This window comes from Streptomyces sp. SGAir0957 (assembly GCF_043523415.1).
Genome location: NZ_CP027293.1, coordinates 7,634,861 through 7,661,197 on the forward strand (window position 1 = coordinate 7,634,861; position 26,337 = coordinate 7,661,197).

At 68.7% G+C, this 26,337-nt stretch carries 34 protein-coding genes; 33 read left to right on the forward strand and 1 reads right to left on the reverse strand.

The features are described from left to right. The first annotated feature begins 24 nt into the window (after positions 1-24). The 18 genes from C1N81_RS39805 (at position 25) to C1N81_RS39890 (ending at position 11,723) form a co-directional block, all read left to right on the forward strand. Positions 25-204 carry a hypothetical protein gene (locus tag C1N81_RS39805; RefSeq protein WP_394436281.1) on the forward strand — a complete coding sequence of 60 codons (180 nt, stop codon included), beginning with the start codon at positions 25-27 and terminating at the stop codon, positions 202-204. After that, positions 204-416 carry a hypothetical protein gene (locus tag C1N81_RS39810; protein WP_394436282.1) on the forward strand — a complete coding sequence of 71 codons (213 nt, stop codon included), beginning with the start codon at positions 204-206 and terminating at the stop codon, positions 414-416. The genes C1N81_RS39805 and C1N81_RS39810 overlap by 1 nt, the downstream gene beginning before the upstream one ends. Continuing rightward, entirely contained in the window at positions 416-787 is a 372-nt protein-coding gene (locus tag C1N81_RS39815) for a hypothetical protein (RefSeq protein WP_394436283.1), read from the forward strand. Before C1N81_RS39810 ends, C1N81_RS39815 begins: the two co-directional genes overlap by 1 nt. Beyond that, on the forward strand, positions 780-986 hold the full coding sequence (locus C1N81_RS39820) for a hypothetical protein (RefSeq protein ID WP_394436284.1): 207 nt from the start codon (positions 780-782) through the stop codon (positions 984-986). The genes C1N81_RS39815 and C1N81_RS39820 overlap by 8 nt, the downstream gene beginning before the upstream one ends. A gap of 3 nt (positions 987-989) precedes the next feature. Further along, complete coding sequence (locus tag C1N81_RS39825) at positions 990-1,175, forward strand: hypothetical protein (protein WP_394436285.1); 186 nt, start codon at positions 990-992, stop codon at positions 1,173-1,175. A gap of 295 nt (positions 1,176-1,470) precedes the next feature. Then, positions 1,471-1,674 (forward strand): hypothetical protein, encoded by a 204-nt coding sequence (locus C1N81_RS39830; RefSeq protein WP_394436286.1) that lies wholly within the window; start codon positions 1,471-1,473, stop codon positions 1,672-1,674. Next, complete coding sequence (locus C1N81_RS39835) at positions 1,671-1,886, forward strand: hypothetical protein (protein WP_394436287.1); 216 nt, start codon at positions 1,671-1,673, stop codon at positions 1,884-1,886. Before C1N81_RS39830 ends, C1N81_RS39835 begins: the two co-directional genes overlap by 4 nt. A 251-nt stretch (positions 1,887-2,137) precedes the next feature. After that, entirely contained in the window at positions 2,138-2,437 is a 300-nt protein-coding gene (locus C1N81_RS39840; RefSeq protein ID WP_394436288.1) for a hypothetical protein, read from the forward strand. Further along, the gene (locus C1N81_RS39845; protein WP_394436289.1) at positions 2,434-3,510 is read left to right on the forward strand and encodes a hypothetical protein; all 1,077 of its coding nucleotides are present in this window, start codon (positions 2,434-2,436) and stop codon (positions 3,508-3,510) included. The genes C1N81_RS39840 and C1N81_RS39845 overlap by 4 nt, the downstream gene beginning before the upstream one ends. A 372-nt stretch (positions 3,511-3,882) precedes the next feature. Then, positions 3,883-4,362: a phage terminase small subunit gene (locus tag C1N81_RS39850; protein WP_309054527.1), complete on the forward strand. Its 480-nt coding sequence runs from the start codon at positions 3,883-3,885 to the stop codon at positions 4,360-4,362. Between the two features lies 1 nt (position 4,363). Further along, the gene (locus C1N81_RS39855) at positions 4,364-5,995 is read left to right on the forward strand and encodes a terminase (RefSeq protein WP_394436290.1); all 1,632 of its coding nucleotides are present in this window, start codon (positions 4,364-4,366) and stop codon (positions 5,993-5,995) included. Continuing rightward, positions 5,992-7,458 carry a phage portal protein gene (locus C1N81_RS39860; RefSeq protein WP_394436291.1) on the forward strand — a complete coding sequence of 489 codons (1,467 nt, stop codon included), beginning with the start codon at positions 5,992-5,994 and terminating at the stop codon, positions 7,456-7,458. Before C1N81_RS39855 ends, C1N81_RS39860 begins: the two co-directional genes overlap by 4 nt. After that, positions 7,439-8,212 (forward strand): VG15 protein, encoded by a 774-nt coding sequence (locus tag C1N81_RS39865; protein ID WP_394436292.1) that lies wholly within the window; start codon positions 7,439-7,441, stop codon positions 8,210-8,212. The genes C1N81_RS39860 and C1N81_RS39865 overlap by 20 nt, the downstream gene beginning before the upstream one ends. Positions 8,213-8,273: 61 nt before the next feature. Further along, entirely contained in the window at positions 8,274-8,915 is a 642-nt protein-coding gene (locus tag C1N81_RS39870) for a hypothetical protein (protein WP_394436293.1), read from the forward strand. Between the two features lie 12 nt (positions 8,916-8,927). Then, positions 8,928-9,884 (forward strand): phage major capsid protein, encoded by a 957-nt coding sequence (locus C1N81_RS39875; protein WP_394436294.1) that lies wholly within the window; start codon positions 8,928-8,930, stop codon positions 9,882-9,884. Then, positions 9,884-10,918 carry a glycosyltransferase family 4 protein gene (locus C1N81_RS39880; protein WP_394436295.1) on the forward strand — a complete coding sequence of 345 codons (1,035 nt, stop codon included), beginning with the start codon at positions 9,884-9,886 and terminating at the stop codon, positions 10,916-10,918. The genes C1N81_RS39875 and C1N81_RS39880 overlap by 1 nt, the downstream gene beginning before the upstream one ends. Positions 10,919-10,929: 11 nt before the next feature. Continuing rightward, on the forward strand, positions 10,930-11,340 hold the full coding sequence (locus C1N81_RS39885; protein WP_394436296.1) for a hypothetical protein: 411 nt from the start codon (positions 10,930-10,932) through the stop codon (positions 11,338-11,340). Beyond that, positions 11,340-11,723, forward strand: a complete 384-nt coding sequence (locus tag C1N81_RS39890; RefSeq protein WP_394436297.1) for a hypothetical protein — start codon at positions 11,340-11,342, stop codon at positions 11,721-11,723. Before C1N81_RS39885 ends, C1N81_RS39890 begins: the two co-directional genes overlap by 1 nt. Here C1N81_RS39890 and C1N81_RS39895 read toward each other — a convergent pair. After that, complete coding sequence (locus tag C1N81_RS39895; protein ID WP_394436298.1) at positions 11,720-12,040, reverse strand: DUF4429 domain-containing protein; 321 nt, start codon at positions 12,038-12,040, stop codon at positions 11,720-11,722. The genes C1N81_RS39890 and C1N81_RS39895 overlap by 4 nt on opposite strands. An 87-nt stretch (positions 12,041-12,127) precedes the next feature. Between C1N81_RS39895 and C1N81_RS39900 the strand changes: the two genes are divergently transcribed. The 15 genes from C1N81_RS39900 to C1N81_RS39970 all read left to right on the forward strand — a co-directional run bounded on the left by C1N81_RS39900 (position 12,128) and on the right by C1N81_RS39970 (position 26,323). Then, on the forward strand, positions 12,128-12,406 hold the full coding sequence (locus C1N81_RS39900; RefSeq protein ID WP_394436299.1) for an HK97 gp10 family phage protein: 279 nt from the start codon (positions 12,128-12,130) through the stop codon (positions 12,404-12,406). Then, complete coding sequence (locus C1N81_RS39905; protein WP_394436300.1) at positions 12,403-12,795, forward strand: hypothetical protein; 393 nt, start codon at positions 12,403-12,405, stop codon at positions 12,793-12,795. Before C1N81_RS39900 ends, C1N81_RS39905 begins: the two co-directional genes overlap by 4 nt. A gap of 68 nt (positions 12,796-12,863) precedes the next feature. Beyond that, positions 12,864-13,451, forward strand: coding sequence for a phage tail tube protein (locus C1N81_RS39910; RefSeq protein WP_394436301.1), 588 nt, complete (start codon positions 12,864-12,866; stop codon positions 13,449-13,451). Between the two features lie 92 nt (positions 13,452-13,543). Then, positions 13,544-13,909, forward strand: coding sequence for a hypothetical protein (locus C1N81_RS39915; RefSeq protein ID WP_394436302.1), 366 nt, complete (start codon positions 13,544-13,546; stop codon positions 13,907-13,909). Between the two features lie 116 nt (positions 13,910-14,025). Further along, positions 14,026-14,310, forward strand: a complete 285-nt coding sequence (locus tag C1N81_RS39920) for a hypothetical protein (protein WP_394436303.1) — start codon at positions 14,026-14,028, stop codon at positions 14,308-14,310. 21 nt (positions 14,311-14,331) lie between these two features. Beyond that, positions 14,332-19,356 carry an aggregation-promoting factor C-terminal-like domain-containing protein gene (locus C1N81_RS39925; protein ID WP_394436304.1) on the forward strand — a complete coding sequence of 1,675 codons (5,025 nt, stop codon included), beginning with the start codon at positions 14,332-14,334 and terminating at the stop codon, positions 19,354-19,356. An 11-nt stretch (positions 19,357-19,367) separates the two neighbouring features. Further along, positions 19,368-21,599: a hypothetical protein gene (locus C1N81_RS39930; protein WP_394436305.1), complete on the forward strand. Its 2,232-nt coding sequence runs from the start codon at positions 19,368-19,370 to the stop codon at positions 21,597-21,599. 4 nt (positions 21,600-21,603) lie between these two features. After that, a complete protein-coding gene (locus tag C1N81_RS39935) occupies positions 21,604-22,695 on the forward strand; it encodes a DUF5047 domain-containing protein (protein WP_394436306.1) in 1,092 nt (363 codons plus the stop codon). After that, positions 22,692-23,294, forward strand: coding sequence for a hypothetical protein (locus tag C1N81_RS39940; protein ID WP_394436307.1), 603 nt, complete (start codon positions 22,692-22,694; stop codon positions 23,292-23,294). The genes C1N81_RS39935 and C1N81_RS39940 overlap by 4 nt, the downstream gene beginning before the upstream one ends. An 8-nt stretch (positions 23,295-23,302) precedes the next feature. Further along, positions 23,303-23,935: a hypothetical protein gene (locus tag C1N81_RS39945; RefSeq protein ID WP_394436308.1), complete on the forward strand. Its 633-nt coding sequence runs from the start codon at positions 23,303-23,305 to the stop codon at positions 23,933-23,935. Between the two features lie 16 nt (positions 23,936-23,951). Beyond that, positions 23,952-24,380, forward strand: coding sequence for a hypothetical protein (locus C1N81_RS39950; protein WP_394436309.1), 429 nt, complete (start codon positions 23,952-23,954; stop codon positions 24,378-24,380). A gap of 61 nt (positions 24,381-24,441) precedes the next feature. After that, entirely contained in the window at positions 24,442-25,155 is a 714-nt protein-coding gene (locus tag C1N81_RS39955) for a peptidoglycan recognition protein family protein (RefSeq protein ID WP_394436310.1), read from the forward strand. Then, positions 25,156-25,521 (forward strand): hypothetical protein, encoded by a 366-nt coding sequence (locus C1N81_RS39960; protein WP_394436311.1) that lies wholly within the window; start codon positions 25,156-25,158, stop codon positions 25,519-25,521. Then, positions 25,521-25,964 (forward strand): hypothetical protein, encoded by a 444-nt coding sequence (locus C1N81_RS39965; RefSeq protein ID WP_394436312.1) that lies wholly within the window; start codon positions 25,521-25,523, stop codon positions 25,962-25,964. The genes C1N81_RS39960 and C1N81_RS39965 overlap by 1 nt, the downstream gene beginning before the upstream one ends. Next, positions 25,961-26,323 (forward strand): hypothetical protein, encoded by a 363-nt coding sequence (locus C1N81_RS39970; RefSeq protein WP_394436313.1) that lies wholly within the window; start codon positions 25,961-25,963, stop codon positions 26,321-26,323. Before C1N81_RS39965 ends, C1N81_RS39970 begins: the two co-directional genes overlap by 4 nt. Positions 26,324-26,337: the final 14 nt, after the last annotated feature.

Consider the following 26,337-nt stretch of genomic DNA (forward strand, 5'->3'; position numbering starts at 1 on the left):
CCAACCACCCCAGGAGCCCGCGCCATGGCCCAGTACGCGATCAACTACCTGACCGGCGACACCGAGACCATCACCGCCGACAACCTCGAACCCTCCGGCGGCCAGTACATCGCCTGGGCCGGAGACGGCTCCGCAGCCGCCTACATCCCCGTCGCAAACGTCCGCAGCGTCATCCGCCAGGACGCCGAGAAGGCGGCCGACTGATGGCCGGGATGCCCAGCTACCGCGAACTCGCGGGCCGCACCCTCGGGCAGGCCGCCGAGCACCTCAACGCCATGCCATCCGGACACGTGGCCAGCGCCGAGATCCAGGCCCGAGCCGCCCACGTGCAAGCCATCGCCGCCATCGCCACCGTCCAGGCCCTCCTGGAGATCGGCGACATCCTCCGTGAACGACTCCCGCGAGGAGGCGCCTGATGGCCCGCCTTCAGATCCTTGAACTGCCCACCGAGCACCACGGCGACGACATGATCACGCCGTTCGTGCTCGTCATCGACCAGGCCGACGAGGCGACCCTCAGTAACCTCCGCGAACAGGCGTCGAGAGGTGACGGGGACCCGCTTGATTACAACCCCATCTCCGACCAGGTGGGCGCACGCGCCGTCCTCGTCTTCGAAGAGACCGTCGAGATCCCCGCCAACAACCCGCAGACCAGCACTAGTGGCACCAAGACGGAACTCCGCTTCGACGGGCAGCCCTGGCCTTCGAGCGAGGGAGTCCAAGCCGCCATTCAAGAGGCGCTCAGCCAGACCCAGCGCCGGCTCGTCGAGCGCCTACGCCGTGCCTGACGTCACGATCAAGGTCGGCGACGGCATCCGCGAGGTCACCGTCGAGATCGCAGGCGGGACGGAGGCTGCGCTCGCCGACGCCGAAGACACCGCCGTCCGGCTCCTTGGCGTCGCCACCGCCAACACCCCCGAACGGCGAGCCGGGTTCGCCGGATGGGCGCTCAGCAGCGACACCGAACGCAGCGGAGAGGAGGAGTAACGCATGAACAAGTACGTCGTCATCCACCACAGTGCGGCTATTCAGCGGGTGGAGGCGGACTCGGTCATCTATGACGAGGACGCCCAGGTGTGGATCTTTCGCGATGAGTCCAAGAAGGCCATCGCCTGGGTCCCGAACTACAGCGACATTCTCATCGTTGCGCTGGCCTCCGCCGTCGACAACCCGTGAGCGGCGGCTGGCAGAACTCCGGGCGTAAGCAGCGCCTCCCGCCCGGCTGGGCCAAGATCCGAGCGCGCATCCTCGCCCGCGACCCGATCTGCAAGATGTGCGGCGTCCGGCCATCAGCCTTCTGCGACCACATCGTGGCCAAGGCCGACGACCACAGCGACAGCGGACTGCAAGGACTCTGCGGGCCCTGCCACGATCAGAAGTCCAGTCGCGAAGGCAACGAGGCACAGCGGGCCAACCCGAGACCCGGACGGACTCGCCCACAGGAACCCCACCCAGGACTGAGGTGATCAGCATGCGCATCTGGCCCGGCTGGAACCTCACCGTCAAGATCGCACGCGCCACCCCGCTTCGATGCCTGCACGTCACGACGAGCGCCGACGGGCTATGGCGCTGCATCTTCATCGCCAATCACCCGCCGCACGGCCACACACTCTCAAGAGACCTCACCGCCCCAGCCGTGCCATCTCCCGGGATGCTCGCCGACAGAGGGCGGTGACCGTGCCGCGCTTCCTCATCCAGTTCCCGGGCGGGCAGGGCCGCGACGACTTCCGCATCGACGACGACCTCGCCCTCACCTTCAGCGGCAACTGGGCCATCTTCACTGACCAGCACGGACCCGCATACGCCATACCCGCTGGACTTGGCGTCATCGTCGAGCGGGTAGACGAAGACCAGGAGCCAGATGGGCCCGCGCCGCAGAAGGAGTGATCCACTGTGGCCAGCAAAGGACGAGGCGGACGACGGAACCGAGGCAACGCCCAGACGCTGCGGAACTACTGGACGACGGGCCAGGGTGCGGCCAAGATCAAATGGGGGACGCCGGGAGATTTCAACCGATGTGTCCGATCCGTGTCGAAGTTCATGGGAAGTCGCGCTCGCGGCTATTGCGCCTTGAGGCATAAGGCTGCGACAGGCATGTGGACCAGCCAGCACGCGAAGGCCATGCGTGGCGGACGCCGATGACCACCTACTCCGTTGCTGACGGCGAGTGGGGCATCCACGGCATCACCCTCGTCGCAGGCCAGGTCGACACCGTCCAGTTCCCCGACGACGTCAACGAAGTCGAAATCCTCTCCCACGACGGAGCAGCCGCCATCTACTTCACCGTCGACGGCAGCACCCCACAAGTCGAAGGGCGCGCATCCCGCGTCATCCCCGCCTCCATCAGCTCCGCGCAAGTCCAGCCGCCCACAGCTGGCCCCACCATCGTCAAACTCATCTCGGCCGGGACGCCGAAAGTGTCGGTGACCAGGACATGAGACGGCAGACCTACACCCCGAAAGTCCCCGACGCCGCCACCAAAGCCATGGTCGACACCGTCGCCAGCGCGGCGCTTGCCGACAATGCTGAGGTCGCCCAGCGGCTCGCCGCACAGAAAGCCGAACAGGAAGCGCAGGCCGCCGAGATGGCGACACGGCTCGCCACCCTCGCCGACATCGCCGCCCAGTTGGAGCCCATCCGGCAGAACGCCGGGGTCGAACACGCGCGGCTGCAACAGCTCATCGACCAGGCCAGCACCGAGATCGCCGCGCTCCGGTCGCTGATCGCCGACGTGCAGGCCGACGCCGACTCGGCAGGCGTCCAAGCCCAAGGCGCCTACGAGAAAGCCGGACGCGCCCTCGGGGCGGCGCAGGATGCAGCAGCCCTCGCACAGCAGGCCAACACCACCGCGACCGGCGCCAGCGACACCGCGACGCAGGCACTCGCCCAGGCAGGCCAGGCGCAGAGCACGGCCGGCGTCGCGGCCAGCGAGGCGGCCACCGCGAAGACGACGGCCGTCTCCGCGCAGACAGCCGCCGGGCAGGCGGCAGCGGACGCCGCCACCGCCAAGACCAGCGCAGCCTCAGCCCAGACGACGGCACAGGACGCGGCGACCAAGGCGACCACAGCCACCAGTACCGCGGGCGCGGCCAAGACCGTGGCCGACCAGGCGGCAGCCGCAGCGACGGCAGCACAGGCCGCAGCTGACACGATCAGGGTCAAGGCGGACCAGGCCAGCACGGCGACAGCCGCGGTCGCATCGAGGACGACATCAGTCGAAGCCGATGTCACAGCCCTGAAGGCGAAGACGGTTGCGATCAGGCGAAGCGTTCCGCAGCTGCCGTTGATCGCGTTGGGTGCGAGCTACGACCAGGCGATCACGTGGTCGCTGCCGATGCCGAGCGCCAGCTACGACGTCGACATCGCACCGAGCGCAGGACTGATCGGCAAGGCGACAGTCAAGGTCAAGGCGGGAACCCAGACAGCCGCAGGGCTGACGGTCACCGTCACCGCGAGCCTCCTCGTTGCGGCAGGGCAGACGCTGGACGTCACCGCCTACCGGTACGGGTAGGGGCACCGGCATGGGGGAGTGGTCGGCCGGCTGGCAGGCAGGGTGATGCGGTCGGTCGGTTGGCTGCGGCTCACGGTGATCGCGTCTGTGATCGTCAAGTGTCGATCGTTGAGGTTGATCGACTTGATGTTGATCAAAGCTTGAAGATCAATGAGGCCTCTTGACCAAGATCGAAGCGGCTCTGTGGATCATGGTTTTCCAAGATCAGTAAGACCCAAATTTCATGATCAAACTGAAGTTTTTCAAGATCGAATAACCATGATCATCTGGGGGGTTATCCCATGATCATGATCTTTTAGGGATCGGGGCCGTTTACGCGCTAGGGCTGAGGACGGGTCTGGGGACTTTGGATCTTGGGGGGAGGTGGCCTCCTTGGCAGGTCGTGGCCCGCAACCCAAGGACCCCTCCCGCCGGGCGCGAGGCAACAAGGACCCGATTGCACAGACGGTCCTGCGCTTCGAGCAGGCCGAGCCGCCCGAGCTCCCGACGCTGTCGGTGATGAAGGACGGCGAGCTTGTCGAGTACGCGTGGCCGGCGCGGACGCTGGACTGGTGGGAGATGTGGAAGGCGTCCCCGCAGGCCGAGCATTTCAGCAGCACGGACTGGGACTTCCTTCTGGACACGGCGGTAGTGCACGCCCGGCTGTGGTCGGGGGAGATGTCGGCGGCTGCCGAATTGCGACTGCGTGTGGCGAAGTTCGGGGCGACCCCGGAAGACCGCGCACGGCTGAGGATGCAGTTCGCGCAGGCAGATGAAGCGGACAGCAAGCGGCCCGAGGGCGGCCGGTCGGCGAGGGAGCGGCGGGGCGTCCTGCGGGCGCTGCCGCCCCCTGAGGAGGCGTCGGGGGGCTGACATGCCATGGAAGCCGCCAGAGCCCGGGGCTGTTCCCTCCCTGGGTTTCGAGGTCATCGACTGGATCTCGGAGATGCTGGCGGCGCCAGACCGCGGCGAGTACGAGCCCTTCGTGCTGTACCCGGAGCAGGAGGATTTCGTTCTCCGCTACTACGAGATCAACCCGCACACGGGCAAGCGCCGCTTCCGGCGTGGGGTCATCAGCCGGCCGCGCGGCTGGGGTAAGAGCCCGTTCCTGGCGGCGCTGGCGATCGTCGAGGCGCTGGGGCCGGTTGTCCCCGATGGCTGGGATGCCGACGGGCAGCCGGTGGGCAAGCCCTGGTCCGAGGTTCGGACGCCGCTGGTTCAGATCGCGGCGGTGTCTGAGACGCAGACGAAGAACACGTGGGCGCCGCTGCTGGAGATGCTGCAAGGCCCGGTGCTGGACGAGTATCCGGGCCTGGAGCCGCTGGATAGCTTCGTGAATCTGCCGCGAGGTCGCATTGAGCCGATCACGTCGTCGGCCCGCACGGTGAAGGGCAACAAGCCAGTCTTCGCCGTGCTGGACCAGACCGAGGAGTGGGTGCGCTCGAACAACGGGCTGCGCCTGGCGGAGACGATGCGGATCAACGCGGCGAAGGTTGGCGGTACGACGATCGAATCCCCGAACGCCTACATCCCAGGCGAGGGCTCGGTGGCGGAGGAGTCGGCTGCCTTCTGGGCAAAGATCCGTGAGGGCAGGGCCCGAGATGACGGCTTGTATTACGACCACCGCGAAGCGCCGCCCGAGACTGATCTGACGGACCGGGACTCGTTGCTGGCGGGACTCGCCTACACCTACGGGAACTCCGCGGACCGCAACGGCGGGCACGTCGACTTGGACACGATTGTGGCGACGATCTGGGACCCGGCCACCGACCCGCAGACATCCCGCGCCGACTTCCTCAACCAGATCACACACGCCTCCGACTCGTGGATCTCACAGCCCGAATGGGCGGGCGTCGCCGCGCCGGACAAGGGCGTCGGCCGCGGCGAGGAGATCGTGCTGGGCTTCGACGGATCGCGGCGCCGGAACCGTGGCGTCACCGACGCCACCGCCCTGGTGGGCTGCCGCGTCTCGGACGGGCACCTGTTCCTGGTGGGTTGCTGGGAGCAGCCGGATGGACCGTTCGGCCAGGACTGGCAGGTGCCGACGGTGGAGGTGCTCGCGGCGGTCGAGGAGGCGTTCCGCGACTACAAGGTCGTCGGCATGTACGCGGACCCTGCGCGCTGGGAGTCGCACGTCGCGAAATGGGAGGCGGACCACGGCCGCCGGCTCAAGCTGAAGGCGTCCACACAGCATCCGATTGAGTGGTGGATGACGGGCGGCCGGTCCTTCCACATCGTGCGGGCGCTGGAGAAGTTCCGCTCAAGCGTGGTGGACGGGGAGCTCTCGCACGACGGGTCGAGCGTACTGATGAGACACATTCTGAACGCCCGGCGTCGGGAGTCGCGCAGCGGCATACAGATCATGAAAGAGCATCCGGACAGTCCCAGGAAGATCGATGCCGCGGTCGCCGCGGTCTTGGCCTGGCAGGCGCGTGTCGATGCGATGGCCAAGGGTCTCGGCCGCAAGAAGACCGGCAAGAGCGGACGGGTGGTGGTGCTGCGGTGACCGTCTCCATCCCCGAGCTTCCGCTGGTGCATCTGTCGGATGACGAGCTGGCGCTGATCCAGTTGCTGCGCGCGGACATGATGCAGGATCGGTGGGCGCTGCAACTGCGTGACGCCTACTTCAACGGCGAGCAGCTGGTGCGCGACCTTGGGATCTCGATCCCGCCGCAGCTCAAGGGTCTCCATACGGTCATCGGCTGGCCGCGGGTCGGTGTCGAGTCCTTGGAGGAGCGCCTCGACTTGGAGGCGTTCCGATGGGCGGACGGGGCGGATTCGTCGGAGTTGAAGGAGATCGCCGACGCTAACGACCTGTTCGACGAGGCGTCGCTGGCCCATCTGGATGCGCTGGTGTACGGCCGCGAGTACCTGGCGGTCGGATCGGGTGGCTGCGGGACCGACGACTGCCCGCCGCTGATCACAGCGGAGTCGCCGCTGGATATGACGCTGCTGTGGGATGCCCGTCTGCGGATGGGGACGGCGGCGCTGCGGGAGTGCGCGGCGGACACGTTCATCGACGCGGATCCTGAGCAGCGGATGCTGGTGCTGTACCTGCCGGATCAGACGGTGATGGCCGTGCCGTCGGATAACGGCGGCTGGGAGGTCGTCGACCGCGACATGCACAACCTCGGGGTTGTGCCGGTAGTGCGGTTGGCGAACCGGCAGCGGACTGCGGACCGGGTCGGGAAGTCGGAGATCACCCCGGAGATCATGTCGATCACCGATGCGGCGTGCCGCCGGCTGATGGGCATGGAGGTGGCGGCCGAGTTTTTCGGGGCGCCGCAGCGCTACATTCTCGGAGCCTCCGAATCGGCGTTCCAGGACGCGGACGGTACTGCAAAGTCTGCGTGGGAGACGTACATCGGCCGCGTCCTTGCGTTGGAGCGGGATGAGGACGGCAACGTCCCGCAGGTCGGCCAGTTCGCGGCACATGACCCAACGGCCATGACGAGGATCATCGACCTGTACGCGCGGATCATGTCGGCACAGTTCGGCCTGCCGCCCCACATGCTCGGGTACACCACCGACAACCCGGCCTCCGCGGACGCCATCCGTTCCACCGAGGCCAAGCTCGTCAAGCGCAGCGAGCGGCGGATCCGCCGCTTCGGCACCTCCTGGCAGCAGGCCATGCGCCTCGCCCTGTGGGTTCGTGACGGTGAGCCGCCCGACAAGGCGCGCCGCATTGAAACGGTGTGGCGTAATCCAGCGACACCAACCGTCGCCGCCCAGGTCGATGCGACGGTGAAACTCGTGCAGGCCGGGGTTTTGCCCGCCGACTCCGACGTGACCCTGGAGATGGCCGGGTTCACGGAGGCGCAGCGGCAGCGGATCGCCGCCGACCGTCGCAGGTCGAGCGCGGCGGCAACCGGCGGCGGGCTGCTGGACCGGCTTGCTGCGGTCAACGAGCAGCAGACCAGCAGCCTGCCAGATGTGGCGGGGGTCGACGGTGGCGACGACGGTTTCTGATGACGGCCGCGATCCGCGGCGGTATCGGGCGGCGCAACGTGGCCTGACGCGGTTGCTGCTGCGGGATGTGCGCGGCCTGCGACGGTTGATCATTCCGTCGCGGCTGCGGCAGACGATGCCGGACTGGTTCGCAGCCATGCAGGCGGTCGTGGACCAGTACGCGCGGACTTCGGCTGCGCTCGGCGCCGAGTTCTATGACGCGCAGCGGGAGGCGGCCAGAGTGCCGGGCTCGTTCACGGTGCCCGTTGAGGACCCGCCCCCTGCGGAGAAGACGGAGGCTTCGCTGCGGTGGGCCGCGAAGGACGTGTGGGAGCGCGAGCCCGAGCAGGCCACGCCGGCGCAACGGCAGCCCATCGATTTCCGCCTGGAGCAGGCGGAGAAGAAGGCTGAACTGGTCGTGCAGAAGCTGGTCGCCGATACGGGCCGGGACACCGTCGTGGAGGCGGTGCGGCAGGATCCGCAGGCGACGGCGTGGGCGCGGACGGCGGCGCTGGGTGCGTGCGCCTTCTGCAAGCTTCTCGCCAGCAGGGGCAGCGTGTTCTCCCAGGACACGGTTGGCTTCCGTGCCCATGACGGCTGCCACTGCCTGGCCACTCCGGTCTTTGCTGGGCAGCGATTCGAGCTGTCCCCGCAGGCAGCCGAGTGGGCGCGCATCTACCAGGAGTACGCCGCTCCGTTCCCGGGCGGCCAGCTCAAGCGCTTCCGGGCTGCGCTGGCGGAGCACGACTCCAACCCGCTCCCCGGATCTATCTGATCAACGAGGTCGCCCTGGTGGCGCCTTTCCCTTTTCACAGCCCCTGGAGGGCCGATTCGTCATGCCCGAAGAGACCGAGACCAGCGAGCAGCAGCAGGACACCGGCACTGAGGAGACCGTCGAGGAGACGGGCACCGAGGAGGCGAGCAGCACCGAGCAGCAGGACGACGCCCAGGAGGCGGACTCCGGTAGCGAGGAGCAGCCGTTCGACCGGAAGAAGTTCGAGGCCGAGCTGCGCAAGAAGAACAGCGAGGCGGCGAACCTCCGCAAGCGACTCAAGGAGCAGGAGCCCCTGCTTGCCGAGCTGCAGAAGCGCAAGGACGCGGAGAAGTCCGACACGGACCGTCTCAACGACCAGCTGGCCCGCGCCAACGAGCAGATCACCAAGACGCGTCAGCGGCTCGCCCGCTCCCAGGTGCAGGCGCTGGCCATGTCCGGCTTCGCGGACCCGGAAGATGCGGTCGGCGCGCTGGATCTCGACTCGTACATCGACTCTGACGGCGACATCGACGAGGCGGCCATCAGGGCAGACCTCGACGCGCTCCTGGAGCGCAAGCCGCACTGGGCGAAAACCCAGCCCCAGGAGGGCCCGCGGCGTCCCGCACCGGATCGCACACAGGCGTCCGGCGCCAACAAGAAGCAGGCCCCCAGCCCGGAGGCAGAGTTCGCCGGGTGGCTGAGTTCGCGGCTCCCTAGCCGCTGAAAGAGGTAAATCATGGTGGCTACGGCCCCGATCACCACGTCCGCTCTGCCCGAGGAACTCCTCCCGCGGACCATCACCGCCCCGATCTTCGAGAAGAGCCAGGAGCAGTCCGCGGTCATGGCCCTGGCCCGTCAGGCGCCGCTGGCCCTGGACGCCACCACGTCGGTGCCGATCCCGATGGACGTGCCGACCGCCGACTGGGTCGGCCAGGGACAGAAGAAGCCGCTGTCGACCGGCGGCATCGACGTCAAGCACATGACGGCGAAGAAGCTGGCCGTGCTCATCCCGGTGGCGATGGAGGTCGCCCGCACGAACACGGCGGGCCTCTACCAGCAACTGCAGAACGACCTGCCCACCGCGTTCGCGCGGGCCTTCGACCACGCGGCGATCCACGGCAAGACGATGAAGGGCGCCACCGGACCGTTCACCGAGTACCTGGCGATGACCTCGCAGTCGGTCGCGCTGGGCACGACGGCGCAGGGCCAGGGCGGCATCTGGGCCGACCTGGTCAAGGGCATGGACCTCGTCGTCGACGAGGATTACGACTACACCGGAACGGTCGCCGACCACCGGCTGAAGCCGAAGCTGCTGCTGGCCACCGACACGACGGGCCGCCCGATCCTGGTGGACACGCAGACGCCGGGCACGAACATGGCGTCGGCGGGCACGCTGATCGGCGAGCCGCTCGCCTACTCGCGCAGCGTGTCGGGCAAGCAGCGCCGCCAGTCGGCGTCCACGGACTCCGGGCTGCGCGCGCTCGGCGGCGACTGGTCGCAGGCCGCGTATGGCGTCGGCATGGACATCACCGTGCGGATCTCCAACGAGGCCACCTACGTGGATGAGGACGGCGGCGTGCACTCGGCGTTCCAGGAGAACCTCGTCCTGATCCTCGCGGAGGCCTACTACGGCTTCGTGATGGGTGACGCGGACGCGTTCGTGAAGTTCACCGGCACCCCTTCGGGTTCCTGATGGCGACGGCTGTCCCGATGTCCGCGCCGGGCGGGGCAGCCAAGCCCCTGAAGATCGTCGCCCGATTCCATGCGTTCCCTCCGGAGCACAACGCCGGCGCCGAGCACATGCTCGTGTCGATGCTGCGTCCGCTGGTGGAGCGCGGTCACGACGTGTCCGTGTGGCTGTCCCGCTACGGCCGGGCGCACGACGTGTACGAGTATCGCGGCATCAAGGTGGTGCCGCTGGAGTCGCGGCTGGACTACACGCTCGCTGTGAAGCGGGCGGATGTGCTGGTCGCGCATCTGGAGACGGTGCCGTCGACGGCGTCGATGGCCCGCGGCTACGGCGGCAAGCTGGTCGTGGTCTGCCACAACACGCACCGGCCGACGTTCCGCGACATGGCATCTGGCGGGACCGCGCTGGCGGTCTACAACTCGCAGTGGATGGAGCGGGAGGCGGAGCTCTTCTTCGCCGAGTACCCGCAGTCGGTGCGCCCCGCATCGTCGCTGATCGTGCGCCCGCCGGTGTTCGCCGACGAGTACGCGACGAAGCCCGGCAAGGCCATCACGCTGATCAACTGCAACGAGGCCAAGGGCGGCCGGGTCCTGGAGGCGCTGGCCCGCCGGATGCCGGAGCAGCAGTTCCTTGCGGTCGCCGGCGCCTACGGGGAGCAGATCCTCCCGGATCTGCCGAACGTCCAGGTGCTCGAGCACGTGCGCGGCGAGGACATGCGCGAGCAGGTGTACGCCCGCACGCGGGTGCTGCTTATGCCCAGCTCCTACGAGTCGTGGGGGCGGGCGGGCGCCGAGGCCATGGCCAGCGGCATTCCCGTCGTGGCCCACCCGACGCCGGGGCTGTGCGAGTCGCTGGGCGAGGCCGGGATTTTCGTCGACCGCAATGATGTCGACGGCTACGAGGCGGTCCTGCGCAAGCTGCTGGCCCCGGCTGAGTACCGGCTGGCGTCGAAGCGGGCGAAGGCCCGTAGCGCCGAGCTCGATCCGGCGGCCGACCTGACCGCCTGGTGCAGTGCGATCGAGGGCCTCAACAGCTAGGAGGGGTCGCCGTGTTCGTTCCTCCTACCGCAGAGCAGCTCGGCCTGTATCTCGGTCTCGGGGAGATTGAGGTCGAGCGCGCGGAACTGCTCATCACGACTGCGGCAGGTCTCTGCCAGACGGTCGTCAAGCCGCTGCCTGAGGGTGCGGAGGCCGTGGTTCTGTCGGTGGCCGGGCGCGCCTACGTGAATCCGCAGCAGGTCTCTTACGAGACGATCGGCCCCATGTCGGTGCAACGCCCCCAAGGGTCGGGCGGCCTGTACCTGACCAAGTCCGACAAGAGCGCCCTGAAGTCGTTGGCGGGCCGCGGCGGGGCGTTCACCGTCGATCCGACGCCGGAGACGGCAGACCCGTCCCCGACCTGGCCGATCGACGATCTCGGGTTCGCCGACGAGTACGAGCCCGGCTGGGGGTATCACTGATGCCCGCCCCCTACCCGTATGGGGAGACGGTGCGGATCCTGCGCACAGGGGAACCGCCGCGGGGCCCGGACGGCAGGGTGCTGCGGGATGCCCGCGGCCAGCCGCTGCCAGGGCCGGACGAGTCGTTCGACCTGACCGGCTGCGTCGTCACCCCGCGCTCCCAGGCGCCGCAGGTGGGCGGCGACCAGCAGCAGGCCCGGGACACCGTCATCGTCGGATGGACCGTGTACACACCCGCCGGGAAGCCGGTGCGCACCACCGACCGGGCCCGGATTCGCGGCGTCGTCTGCGACATCACGGGCGAGCCCGGCGACTGGGGACGCTCCCCGTTCACCGGCACCCGCGGGCCGATCCAGTTCGCGGCGGACCGGGTGACCGGCTAGCCCCGCGCCTGCTCGACCGCGGCGACCAGCTTCTCCGCCTCGTCGTTGCTCTTGTGCGGGATGGACAGGCTGTGCGGGTCGGAGGCCGGCGGGCGACCGCCCTGCATGAGCCCGCTCTTCTCGCCGGCGGCGACGGCTCCGGGGAGCAGGAATTGGATGTAGCCGTGCATGAGCCGGGTCGCCTTTTTGAACCGGGTGCCGGTGACGTCGGCTGCCCGGATCCGGAAGGGTGCGGGTTTCGGCCCAATGGGCGTCTTCGTGATGGTGATCCATTCCCCGTCGAAGCTGACGCTGCCCTGCACGCCTCGTACTTCCATGTCCGCCCCCTGTGGTTCGAGTTTCTGGAGGTGGATATGGGAGCACGGTTCAAGGCGAACCGAAAGGGGATCGGCCGAATGCTCCGCATGTCGAGCATGCAGGCGGAGATGCTGCGCCGCGCCGAGATCATCAAAGGGATAGCTGTCGCGATCTCCCCGGTCGATGAGCACGGCCCGCACCCCGGCCACTACAAGGCGTCGTGGGAGACGAGCAGCACGAAGCGCGGCGGGCGCCGCAAGGACCGCGCCGTCGCCTACGTGCGGAACACCGCCTACTACGCGCGCTGGGTGGAGTACGGCACCGACAAGGTGCCCGCCCACCACGTGCTGCTGCGGGCCGCCCAGTTGGGCGGGCGGAACCAGTGACCGTCCTCGTCGACATCGAAGCCGCTCTGATCGGCGCCGCGACCCCCCGTTTCCCGGAGGCTGTGGTCCGTGACGAGCTCGACAACGATCTCCTCGCCGAACTGCCGACGATTCAGATCGAGCAGATCCCGGGCGGTGAGGACGACGGGCTGCGGCTGGCCCGCGCGCTCGTCGACGTCAACATCTACGCCGCCACCCGGGCCAACGCGTTCGACCTCGCAGGCCGGGTGCACGCCTGGCTGACCGGCGAACTCCGCGGCTCCACAACGGCTGCAGCCGTGTTCGGGCGGATTGGCGCAGTCACGCTGCCCGCGATCCGCCCCTACGAGAACACCGGTCTGCGCCGCGTTGGCGCCACCTACGAACTCTTCTTCCACCCGGTCTCCTGACCGGCCTGGGCCCGCGCCGGACCCTCCACCCGCCCGAGCGCGGGCTCTTCCATGTCTGGAGACTGTTCATGGTCAACATCACCCGCGCTGCGGACCTCGCCCTGGTCGGCGCGAACGGCGGCGGTTTCGTGGCCCCGGTGGGCACAGCCCGCCCTGCGTCCCCGCTCGCCCAGCCCGCCGCCCCGTGGGAGCCGCTCGGCGCGATCAGCGACGACGGCCTCACCTACGGCTTCGACGAGGACAGCCAGGAGTTCACGCCCTGGGGTCTCACCAGCCCGTTCCGCACACAGATCACCAAGTCCGTGCGCACGTTCGGCCTGACGGTGTGGGAGACCTCCCGAGTCGCCGTCCAGTCCCTCCAGTACCGGCTCACCGCCGGTGACCTGGAGCCCAACGAGGACGGCCTCACCGAGTACGCGGAGACCGCCTCGCCCGTCCCGGACCGCAGGGCGTTCTGGTTCCTCGTCATCGACGGAAGCAGCTACAAGGGCTTCTACGTCCCCCAGGGCGAGATCAACGACCGCTCCGACGTCACGTTCAAGCAGGACGAAATGTCCGGCTACGAGTGGACGATCACCACCTACCCGGACGAGCAGGGCAACACCGTCTACCACTGCGACAAGCTGCCCGCCACGCCCACCTACTCGGGCTCCTGAACTGGTGGGCGGGCTGGTATAGCCAGCCGGCGCGGGCCCGGCCCGCCCACCTCTACCCCTGTCCCGCGCCCTGACTGAAGGAGTCCCGCGCCATGCCCACGACGAAGAAGGAACTCGACGCCGCCCGCGACGCCGCGCACGCACAGGAGGCTGAGGCCGAGCTCGACGGCGGCTACGTCACCGTGCCGCTCGCCGGATTCGACGGCGTCACCAAGGACGTCCGGGTCGTCCCGCCGAACAAGTGGCGGGCCTCAGCGATGCGCTGCCTGCGCACCGGCGACCTCGACGGCTTCATGGAGCTGGTTCTCCACGAGGACGACTTCGAAATCTACGAGGAGCTCGACCCGGACCAGGACTCCTTCGCGAAGTTCACCGAGGACGCGGCCACGGCGGCCGGGGACTCGATGGGAAAGTCCGGTGGGCGTTCGAGGTCTGGGAACGCTTCGCGGAGGAGCTAGAGGACGATCTCCTGCCCCGCGTTGACCTGCTCGACCTGCACCGCGGGCGCCTCTCCTGGCGGCGGCTACGGGTGCTGATCGAGGGTCTGCCGCCGGAGTCCCGCACGATGACCGCCATGCGCAACGCCCTGACGGACGAGGAGTTCGCGGAGCAGGCGGAGAAGGGCGAGCCGGAGCGGGGCCGCTGGTCGCAGCAGGAGCAGCTGCTGGCGGCCGTCTATGACCGGCTGGGCGTGGTGCAGCACGTGCTGATCGCCGCCAACTCGGACGGGAAGTCGAGGCGCCCCCGGCCCCCCGAGCCGATGCGCCGCCCCGGAAGCCGCGCCGTGAAACCCAAGCAGCAGATGACCGAGCAGCAGGCCGACGTCCTGTTCCGGCTGCTCAACCCGGAAGCCGCGTAGCGCGCAGGGAGGAGACTCCCTGTGCCAGCCATCTCTGTCGGATCCGTCGAAGTCGATGTTGTCCCCAACACGCGGGGCATCCACCGCAAGCTCACCCAAGACCTCGTCGCCGCGGCGACGCAGGCCGGACGGTCTGCGGGTAATGCGGCGGGTGAGGCGTTCGGTCCGGCGATGACGTCGTCGATCTCCGACTCGATCGGGGAGCGCGTCGGCACACAGATCGGACGGCAGATCGCCGTCCGCATCACCGGGGCAATCCGCGACGGGATCGGCGACGGCATCCGGCAGGGCGGCCAGGCGGCCCGTCCTGCGGCAACCCGGCAGGGCGCGGACACGGGCGGTGCGTTCGCCCGGTCCCTGCGAACCAAGCTCCAAGAAGCGTTCCGGTCCATGCCGAAGCTCAACGTGTCCCTGTCGGACACGGGCGTCGACGCGGACCTGGCCCGGCTTCGGGCCCGCATGGAAACCCTCTCCAACAAGACGATCGGCATCGACGTGTCCGCCGAAGCGGCGCGTGCCGAGGCCGCCGACATTGAGGAGCGACTCCGTCGCCTGGGCACCGCGCACCCGAACGTGACGGTCCGCGCCGACACAGCGCGGGCCATCGCCCAACTGCAGGCGGTGCAGGCACAGGTCGACGAGCTCACCGCTGACCCTGCCCGGATCCGGGTGGAGACGGACGGACAGATCGGCACCCGGCTGCGGGCCGCCGTCCAGCAGGCTCAGGCGTCCCTGCCGAACGTCAACATCGGCGCGGACACGTCCCCGGCCCAGGCGGAGATCGCCAGCCTGCGGGCCCGACTCGCCGCGCTCAGCGACCAGCGGATCGGCATCGACATCTCGGCAGGCGATGCCATAGCCCAGATTTCGCAGATCCAGGCCCGTCTCGCCCGCCTGTCGACGGAGGACGCCGACATCGCGGTCCGCGTCGACGCCGGCGCCGCCTCCGCGCAGCTGGCGGCGTTCACCGCGCAGGTGCGGGCCTTGGACGGCATGACGGCGAACGTTGATGTCGACACCAGCAAAGCCGTCTCCGGCATGTCGCTGCTCATCACGACCGCCCTCGCTTTCGGCCCGACGATCATCCCGGCGCTGCCGATCGTGGCCGCTGGCCTGGGCGCTATCGCCGCGGCCGGTGTCGCTGCCGGTGTGGGTATCGCGTCGATCGGCGCGGTCGCCCTTCCTGCAATCAAGGACATTGGCGGGGCTCTGCAGGCGCAGAAGGCCGCCCAGGATGCGGCGACGTCGGCGACGAGCAACGGTGCCGCGGCGAACAACCGGGCGGCGTCTAAGGCGTTGCAGATGGCGTCGGCGCAGCAGTCGCTGGCGACGGCCCGCCGGAATGCGGCCCGGCAGATCGCGGATGCTGAGCGTGCGGTCGGGGACGCGGTGCGGCAGGCGGCGCAGGCGAACGCACAGGCCGCCTCACAGGTGAAGTCCGCCCGGACTTCGCTGGCGGACGCGTATGCGCAGGCCGCGGACCGGATGACGCAGGCCAACGAACAGGTCGACCAGGCCGAGCGCGACCTCGCCCAGTCGCAGAAGTCGGCCCGGCAGGCTCAGCTGGATCTGACGGCTGCCCGTGCGGAGGCGTCCCGGCAGTTGCAGGACATGAACAACCAGCTGGCGGACGCGCAGTTGTCGCAGCGGGACGCCGAGATCGCGCTGAAGGAAGCGGCGATCCAGCGCGACAAGGTGCTCAACAGCTCGGCCTCCGACCTGGACAAGCAGAAGGCCGTCCTCCAGTACGACCAGGCGGTTCAGCGGCTCAAGGAGCAGCGCGTCGAGACGCAGCGGCTGCAGGCTGACACGGCGAAGGCGAACAAGGCCGGGGTCGACGGGTCGGCGACCGTCAAGGCGGCCCAGCAGCAGCTCGCGTCGGCGCAGCAGGACGTGGTCGACAAGACGGCCGCACTGAAGAAGGCCCAGGACGCCACCGCAAAGACGCAGATCGAGAACACCCGGGCGATCGCCGACGCCCAGACCAAGCTGTCCGAGGCGCAGAAGAACGTCGCCGAAACCCAGCGGCAGGGCGCCGAAAGCATCGCCCGCGCGCAGGAGCGTGTGGTGCAGGCGCAGCAGTCGGGCGCGGACTCGATCACATCGGCTCAACGACAGATTGCCTCCGCGTCGCAGCAGGCGGCCGGGGGCGTGGATCAGGCTGCGGCCGCGCAGGCCAAGTACCAGCAGGCGTTGGCGAAGCTGACGCCGTCGGCGAGGGGCACGTTCAACGCGTTCGTGAACCTCCGGACTGCGTTCACGGCATGGTCGCGCTCGTTGCAGCCACAGGTGATGCCGCTGTTCACGCGGGCGATCGACGGTCTGCGGCGGTCACTGCCCGGCCTGACGCCGTTCGTGACGGCAGCAGCGGACGCCATTTCCGGTCTGCAGGATCGGGTGTCGCGGGGCTTCAAGTCGCCGTGGTGGCAGGAGTTCAAGGCCGACCTGCAGGGCTCGGTCGGGCCCGCGATCACCGGGCTGGGGATCTCCTTCGGCCGGATCTTCAAGGGCATGGGCGGCATCATTCAGGCCTTTCTGCCGCACATGGACTCGATCTCCGAGCGGATGCAGCGGATCACGGGCCGGTTTGCGAACTGGGGCACCGGGCTCAAGGGCTCGCCGGAGTTCGAGCGGTTCCTGTCGTACAGCGCGGAGATGGGGCCGAAGCTGGCCCACGCGCTGGGGCAGATCGGCGGCGCCTTCATGTCGATCAGCCAGGCACTGTCGCCGCTGTCGGGGCCGCTGCTGATGCTGCTCGGCGGCATGGCCGAGGCGATCAACATTATCGCCACGCATGCGCCGTGGATGGTGCAGGGCATCTGGCTGCTGATCGTCGCCATGCGCGTGTGGACGATCGTGCAGTGGGCGCTCAACCTGGCCATGCGGGCGAACCCGATCCAGCTCGTCATCACCGCACTGATCGCGCTGGTTGCCTTCGGGATCTACGCCTTCAACAAATTCCCCTGGTTTCGGAATCTCGTACTCGCCGCCTGGAATGGGATCAAGACGGCGTCGCTGTGGCTGTGGGAGAAGGTGCTGAAGCCGGTCTTCACATGGATCGGCGACATCTGCGTCTGGCTGTGGTCGAACGTCATCAAGCCCTACTTCGGGTATGTCGTGGCGATGTGGAAGCGGGTCGCGTCGGTGGCGACGTGGCTGTGGCAGAAGGTGTTGTCTCCGGTCTTCCACAAGATCGCCAACATCATCACGTGGTGGTGGAACAACATCGTCAAGCCGTACTTCGGCTACGTGAAGACGGCGATCAGCGTACTCGGCGGCGTCTTCCGCTGGCTGTACGACAAGGTCGTCAAGCCGGTCTGGAAGAAGATCCGGGACGCGATCAGCTGGGCGTGGGAGCACGTGATCCGCCCGGTGTTCAATTCGCTGAAGTCGGCTGTGGGTAAGGTCGCCGACAGCTTCGAGTCCGCACGCAAGATGATCAAAAAGGCGTGGGACAAGCTGTCCGGGATCGCCAAGACCCCCGTCCGTTTCATCATCAACACGGTCTACAACCGGGGCATCGTCCCCGTCTGGAACAAGATCGCTACGGCGTTCGGCGCCAAGAAGATCAACAAGATGGACATCTCCGGCTGGAACACCGGCGGCGTCCTCCCCGGCTACACCCCAGGCAAGGACGTGCACCTCGCTGCCCTGTCCGGCGGTGAAGCCGTCATGCGCCCCGAGTGGACGCGCGCGGTCGGCCCCGGCTACGTCAACACGATGAACGCTGCCGCACGCGGCGGCGGCGTGCCCGGCGTGCAGAAGGCGCTCGGCCTGCCCGCGTTCAAGGACGGCGGCATCTTCAGCTGGGTCGGCAAGGCTAAGAACAAGCTCGCCGGCTGGGGGAGTGGCGCCTGGGACAAGGTGAAGGCCGGGGCCAAGTGGCTCAAGGACACCTTGGCCGACTCGGCGCGGGCAGGCGTGCGGAACGTCGTCAACCCGCTCATCAGCAAGATCCCTGGTCTCGACAATCCGTTCGGCCGCATGGCCAAGGGGATTCCGATGCGGATCGTCGACGCGATCTTCGGGTACGCCGACAAGGCGGACGCGAGGGGCGCGTCGGCGTCGTCTGCGGGCGGCGGGATCTGGGCGAAGCCCGTCAACGTCGCCTATGGGACGCCGTTTGGGCAGGCCGGGTCGATGTGGTCCTCCGGGCATCACACCGGCCTGGACTTCCCGGCCCGGACGGGCACGCCCATCCACGCGGTGGCGGCGGGCACGGTGTCGAGCGTCGGCACCGGCGGGCCTTACGGCAAGCATCTGACGATCAACCACGGCGGGGGCTTGTCGTCCCTGTACGCGCACATGTCGAAGATCCTCGTCGGCCTCAACCAGGCCGTTTCGCAGGGGAAGACCATCGGCCGCGTTGGCGCGACCGGCAACGTCACCGGGCCGCACCTCCACTTGGAGGCGCGTCTCAACGGTCGTGCGGTCGACCCGATGCGCTACCTGACGGGTGGCGGCGCGGGCGGCGGCAACGTGCAGGCGGTCGGCGCCGCACAGAAGTACGCGAAGTCGATCCTGTCCCGCTACGGCTGGGGCCCGTCTCAGTTCGGGCCGCTGAAGCAGCTGTGGCAGCACGAGTCGGGCTGGCGCTGGAACGCCACGAACCCCAGCTCCGGGGCTTACGGCATTCCGCAGAGCCTCCCCGCGTCGAAGATGGCGTCGGCCGGTTCGGACTGGCGGACGAACGCGGCGACGCAGATCAGGTGGGGTCTCGGCTACATCAAGGGCCGCCCGGACTACGGGAGTCCGGCGCGGGCGTGGGCGAAGTGGCAGAGCCGCAGCCCGCACTGGTACGACTCCGGCGGCTACCTGCCCGAGGGCCTGTCCATGGTCTACAACGGCACCGGCAAGCCTGAGCCGGTGCTGACGAACACGCAGTGGGACACGCTCGCCCGCAGCGGCGGGGCCAGCGGGCCACAGCGCTTTGAAGGCGATCTCTACCTGGACAGCGGCGAGTTCCTTGGCCGGGTCCGGGGCGAGGCCCAGTCCGTCGTCCAGGAAAGCCAGGCGCGGCTCGTCCAGAGGCTTCGTGCGCGCTGAGAGGAGGCTTCATGCCGATCCCCGGAAACCTCCTCTCAGCGACGACGGAGCGCGTTGACCCCAACACCAGCGGGTGGGTGAGCAAGCTCAACTGCACGATCGGCTTGGGTGGCGGCGGACGGAACGGTGACGGCTGTCTCGCGGTCGCCTCGGTGGCGGCGGGGGAGATGCAGGTCCGCACCGTCACCTCCTATCCGGTGATCGCGGGCACGGTGTACCAGACGTTCGCGGACGCCTCCTCTGCGAACGTCGGGGAGCGCATCGGGATCCGCTGGCTCAACGCACTCGGGGCCGAGATCAGCATTATGTGGTCGCTGACCACTGCTACGGCTTCCTCGTCGTGGCACCGGGTCAGCGTGGCCGGGGCAGCACCCGCCAACGCGGCGAAGGCCCAAGTGGTGCTGTCCTCGACCGAAGCCGGGGCGTCGGTCTCCCACTACTGGGAAAACTGCTACCTGGGGCTGCCAATCCGCACGCTGGGCAACCTGCTCGGGTTCGGCACCGAGTCCTCGGAAATCGACGCATCCGGTTGGACCTCGCTCGCCAACGCCACCATCTCCCGCTCAGCGCCCGCCCTCAGCTGGGCCGTCGACTTCTACCTGGCGGGCGGCCACGTCCTCACCGCAACCGCCGTCGCCGCAGGCAACATGAGCGCCGGAACAGTCGAACGGCCCACCGTCACACCGGGCGTCGAATACTTGGCCTACGCTTACCTCGGGCCACCCACCACCGGCAGCAACACATGGATCGAGCTGCGGTTCTACGACGCAGGCAACAGCCAGATCCAGGCGACACGGTCAACTCTCGCACCCCCAGGAACGGGTCTTTACCGGCAGCGGGCGTCCGCGAAGGCGCCCAGTAACGCCGTCACCGCGTCCATCGCCGTCGGCATCGACAGCGCCTCTGCCGGACAGATCCTGCGCATCGAGACGGTCGTTCTCACCGTCGCCCCCGTGATGCAGGCGGGCACCGTTCTGCCTTACTCGGACGCATCGTTCGAGCAGGGCGTCGGCCAGTGGGCCACCGCATCCGGAGTGGCGACGCTGGCGCGTACTACACCGTGGGGAACCGGCGCGGAAGGGTTCTACGCGCTCGCGATCAGCTCCTCCACGGCCACTGCCAGCGTTGCCCGATCTGGCCGCTACCCGCTCACCGGCAGCGCAAGCGGCCAGGGCTGGCGGGCGCAGATCTACGCGCACATCGCCTCCGGTACATGGGGGCCGGTCGGGGTGCGGGTCCGCTACTACGACGCCTCCAATGTCGACCTCGGCGCCAGCACGGCGTACACCTACGCCTTGCCTGGATCCGGCTGGTACGCACTGTTCACCGACGTCACTCCGCCTGCGAACGCCACCCAGGCCGCCGTAGAGGTGACGGTCACGGCGACGTCCGCAGGGGCAATCCTGCACGTGGACGCCGTTGCGCTCTGGCCGACGCTGCCGCTAAGCGCCGTGCAGGCCCACAATGACGACGGCTACATCACGCTAACCCTGCGGGAGCTACCCACGGGTGGCACGGTCAGCGTCTACCGGCAGATGCCTGACAGTTCCCGCATCCTCGTCCGAGGCGCCTCGGGGTTGATCAACAAGCAGGTCGTCACCTCCGACCTGATGATCGTCGAGGACCACGAGGCGCCACTGAACACGGAGATCCGCTACTACGTAGAGACTGTCTCGGCGACAGGATCGACCGGCACACGCTGGTCCGTGCCGGTGATGCTGCTCCTCGCAGACATCAACGAGGCGTGGATCAAAGACCCCGGGAATCCGCAGCGGAACCTCAAGGTCGTGGTGCAGACGGCCCCGGAATGGTCGCGGCCCATCGAGCAGTCCACGTTCGTCGTCCGGGGCCGCCGCAACAAGGTCACGCTGTCCGGGCGGCGCAACGGACTCGAAGGGGATCTCGCCGTCTGGACCCGCTCCGACGCCGAACGCGAAGCCCTCCACCTGCTCCTCGACTCCGGCAACGTCCTGCTCTGGCAGGCCGTACCCGGCATGGGCGTCGACGACATGTACGTCACCGTCGGCCAGATCACCGAAAGCCGCATCGCCCAACGCGCCCAGGAACAGTGGCGGGACTGGAAACTGCCGCTCATCGAAGCAGACCGGCCGATCACCACCGGGGTCAACGGGTCCGGTGGCCGCACCTGGCAGGACGTGCGCGCAGAGTTCCCGACCTGCGCCGACCTTCTGCCCGTGTACGCCACCAGCGAGGCCCTGCTCCTGGACCGCAGAACGGGGTGATGCGTTGTATCCCGTCTCCGACCGGTTCTTGCCTCGCCTCGCCGAAGGCCACCGCCCCGTCACCAGCGTGCAGCTCTTCCTCACAAACGGGCAGGTCGTCGACCTGGACCACACCGGCGGCTCCGTCGTTGTCGACCGAGGTCAGGCGATCCGCCGCACCTGCACCGTCACCTGCGCCGACCCCAGCCTCATCCCGCAGACCGCCGCCGACATGCTCGCCACCTACGGGGCCCGGCTGCGCATCGCCCGCGGCGTCGACTACGGCGACGGCAGCACAGAGCTGGTGCCGCTCGGAGTGTTCCGGCTCGACTCCGTCGACGGAGACATCAGCGAAGGCCCCGTCAACCTGCAAGGGAAGGCCCTCGAAGCCGCCGTCGCCGACGACCACTTCTATGTCCCGTACACGGCGTCCGGGACCATCGTCGGCGCCATCCGCGCCCTCATCCAGCGCAGCCTCCCCGACGCCGACGTCATCTCCACCATCACCGACGCCCCCATCGGCAGCCGCGCCTTCGACGTCGACGCCGACCCATGGGCCGGAGCCCAAGAGATCGCAGCCGCCGCCGGGGCCGAGGTCTACAGCAACGCCGACGGCGTCTTCGTCATCAGCCAGCTCCCCGACCTGCTCACCACCCCGCCCGTCTGGGCCGTGGAGGCGACAGAGGGCGGTGTGTACATCTCCGGCAACCGGGCCATGAGCAGCGACGGCGTCTACAACGGGGTGCTGGCGCGCGGCGAGAACACCGCCGACAACGTGCCACCCGTGTCCGCGCTCGTCGTCGACGGCGACCCCGGCAGCCCCACCTACTGGGGCGGACCATTCGGCCGCCGCCTCAAAACGATCTCGTCCAGCACGCTGCTCACCAACGCCGCCTGCGGGCAAGCCGCCGCCCTCGAACTCGCCAAAGCCAAAGCGCCCAACGCGAGCGGCGACTTCTCCTCCCTGGTCAACCCCGCATTGGAGCCGGGCGACGTCATCCGGGTCTCCCACCCCGACGGCACCCGCGAACTCCACCAAGTCGCGAGCTTCACCGTGCCCCTGGAAGAAGGCGGCGAGTTCGCCATCTCCACGATCGCGGCCAAGGAGGACTCGTGAGACCCGAGCACGCGAGAGATGGCGAACTAGCCGAGGTGCTCACGCTGTCCGCAAAGCGCGCGGGGGAGCAGGCGCCGTCTGTGCGCGGATCCGACTGGCGGACCGCCACCGTCACCGCCGTCGGAACCGGCACCATCACCGCAGACGGCCTCGTCTGGCGCTGCATGGAAACCTACGCCCGCCCCGTCGTCGGCGACGTCGCCATCGTCACCCAGTCCGGCAACGGCAACCTCGTCGCCTGGGGCCGCGCCTCAAACGGCGCCGCATGGACGCCCATCTCACTCGTCAGCGGCTGGACCGCCAACCCGTCGTACTACACGCCGGCGTATCGGCTGTGGGGTGACGGCACCGCGTCGCTGTGCGGGCTCGCCTCCATGTCGGGGACGCTCGCCTCCGGCACCACGGTCGCCAACCTGCCCGCCGCAGCCACACCGGCCGCCCAGGTCAGGGCCCCGGCGCAGGTCGCCATCGGCTACTTCGGCGTCATCACCATCACCACGGCGGGCGCTATCCAGCTCGGCGACTTCAACCCCGCCCTGCCCACCACCGGCACCAAATACCTGCAGCTCGATGTCCTGGGCCGCTACCGGCTCGCCTAGGAGGACCCTTGCCCACCACCGACGCATACGGGCAGGGCATCAGCCTGGCCAGCCTCACCGACGCCCCCGACATCCCCAAAGCCATCAGCGACCTCGCAACCGGGCTGATCCCCCGGGGCATCATGCGGTTCGCGTCCGCGTCCGCCCGCGGCGCCACCATCACCTCACCGGTCGAAGGCATGGCCGCCTGGCTGCAAGACGTCGATCTCCTCACCGTGTACGACGGCAGCGCGTGGGTGGTCGTCGGCTCCGGTACGAAAGCCTGGACGACCGTCTCCCTGGCCTCCGGGTTCACGCACAACGGCAACTCGAACGGCAACCTGCAGTGGCGGATCGTCAACCTGTTCGGCGAGGACACGCTGATGCTTCGCGGCGGCGTCAACGTCACCTACTCGGGCTCCCCGTCGACGATCGCCAACGGCGGATTCGTCACCAACAGCGCCCTGCCGTCCGCCGCCCGGCCCACCTCGCTGCGGTCTTTGACCGGCGCCTGCTCCACCACGAACAGCGACGTCCTCTCCGTGAAGCTCGACATCGGTACGGACGGGCGCATCCAGATCGTCGGCACCACCACCTCCACCGCCAACCCCCGCATCCAGCCGCCGTGGGTGTCCTTCAACGGCGTCTTCTGCAGCCTCTGACCCGTAAGGACCCAGCATGCCCACCGTGCCCGCGCCGCACATCACCTGGACCGACCTCGACCTCGCAACGAACCTCAAAGCCATCGAGCCGGTCAGCTACGGAATCCTCGGGGGGTCGGGACACGACTGCCACATCGCCTTCCGTGGGGCCGTCGAACCCGCAACCGGCGGCAACTTCCCTGTCCGTCAGGCCGTCTGGCTGGGCGCACTACCCGAAGGCTTCTGGAGCGACGTCCCGACCGACGCGCCCGACGGGAAGTACATCGGCCGCAGCCTGTACATCGGCGCCAAGACCGCGACCGGCGGGGCGTATCTAGGCAAGCTCAACATCGGCCCCACCGGCCAGCTCGCGGCCTACTTGGGCGTGCCCGCCACCTCGCTGTACCTCAATGGCGTCTTCGTTCACCGTCCCGTTCCGGACGGCGGCCCGTGCCCGAACTGCTGACCGCACGCACCACAGCCCGCGCCCCTAGGGCGCTTTTTTCATGCCCAGATAGGGGACCGCTTTGAAACTCGTCACCCGCGCCGCGCTCGGCTGGCCCGCCTCCGCCGCGCCCACCCAGGCCACGACCAAGGGCGTCAAGGTCCACTACGAGGGCACCAACGTCAGCACCAAGCTCCTCGCCGACCACGACGCCTGCCTCGCCCTGTGGAAGTCCATCCGCAACGCCCACCTGGCGAACAAGGTCGAGAACTACTCCGACGTCGCCTACAACTACGCCGCCTGCCCCCACGGCTACCTCCTCGAAGGGCGTGGCCTCGGCAAGCGGACCGGCGCCAACGGCAACCAGGCGCTCAACCAGGCGCACTACGCGATCCTCGGCCTGCTCGGCTCCACCGGCCTCACCGAGCCCAACGACCCGATGCTCACCGCGATCCGCGACGGCATCGACCACATGCGCAAGCACGGCGCAGGCGACGAGATCAAGGGCCACCGCGACGGCTACGCCACCGCCTGCCCCGGCGAACCCCTGTACGCGTGGGTCAAAAAGGGCGCCCCCCGACCCGCAGCCCCCTCGACGAGCGGAGAACTCGACAGCATGGACAAGAAGGAAGCCTTCGACCTGTTCTGGACCGGCGACTACGCCAAGGCCCCCTCGACCAGCACGACCAAGGACACCAACCCGACCTGGCAGCCCATCAGCCTCCTCGTCGGCCTGTACGAGCAGGTCGCCCAGCTGCGCTCCGAGGTCGCCGCCCTCTCCAAGAAGGTGAAGTAGATGAGAATCTTCGGCCGCGAACCCGCCGTCATCCTGGGTATCGTCTCCGCAGCCCTGTCCCTGCTGGTCACCTTCGGGATCGGTCTCACCTCGGAGCAGGCGGGCGGGATCGTCGCCGTCATCTCCGCCGTCTTCGCCGCGATCACCGCCGCACTGACCCGCCCGGTCGTGCCGTCCGCGTTCACCGGGCTCGTCGCCGCGGTCGTGGCGCTCCTCGCCGCGTTCCACTACGACGTCGCCCCCGAGACCGTCGGCTCCCTCAACGCGCTCGTCCTGGCGCTGCTCGTCTTCATCACCCGCGGGCAGGTCACCCCGTCCAGCCCGTCGGCGCCCGCTACGGCCAGCGGTCCGACGAAGGCGGTCTAGTGGTCGGCCCGGCGGCCCGGCGGTTGCAACAGAAGCTGGGCCGCCGCGGCGCCTTCCTCTTGATCCTCGGTGTCGGCAAAACGTGCTGGGGGCTCTCGTTCCTCGTCAACCCGCCCGAGGACCACGGCCTGCAACTCCTCACCCGCCTCTGCGATCTGCGGCACTGGTCCTGGCTGTGGATCGTCTGCGGCATCGTCACCGGCGCGTCCGCGTTCCTCAAGGTCGGCCGCGACGGCGCCGGCTTCCTGGCAGCCCTCATTCCCCCCGCAGTGTGGGCGTTCGCCTACACCGTCGCCGTGATCAACGGCGACTACTCCCGCGGCGGATTCGTCGCGCTCTGGTACCTCACCTCGCACGTCGGGGTCATCTTGTGGGCGTCGAGCGTGCCCGAGTACTCGGTCCCCCCAGCTCCGCGACGCGCCCGGAGAGGCAAGGCCGCATGAACGGCGGCGAGTGGGCAGGGATCATCACTGCCGCAGGCAGCATCCTCGGCGGCGGCGGATGGTTCGTCTCCCGCGCCACAGTCCGCGCAGCACAGGCCACCGCCCGCGCCAACGAAGCCGTGGCCGCCATCAGCAGTGGACCGCAGGCGAAAGCCCAAGACTTCGCTGTGCTGCAGGCGACCGTGACCCGCGTCGACGAGGAGAACGGGCAGCTTCGCGGACGAATGTCCCGCCTGGAGGCTGTCGTCCGGGCCTTCTCCTGGACAACGGACCGGTGGGCCCGACAGATGCACCAGGCGGGGATCGAGCCCGAGCCAGCCCATCCGCTCGTCGATGAGTACAACCGCACCGGCGTGTAACCGCCGGCCTTCCC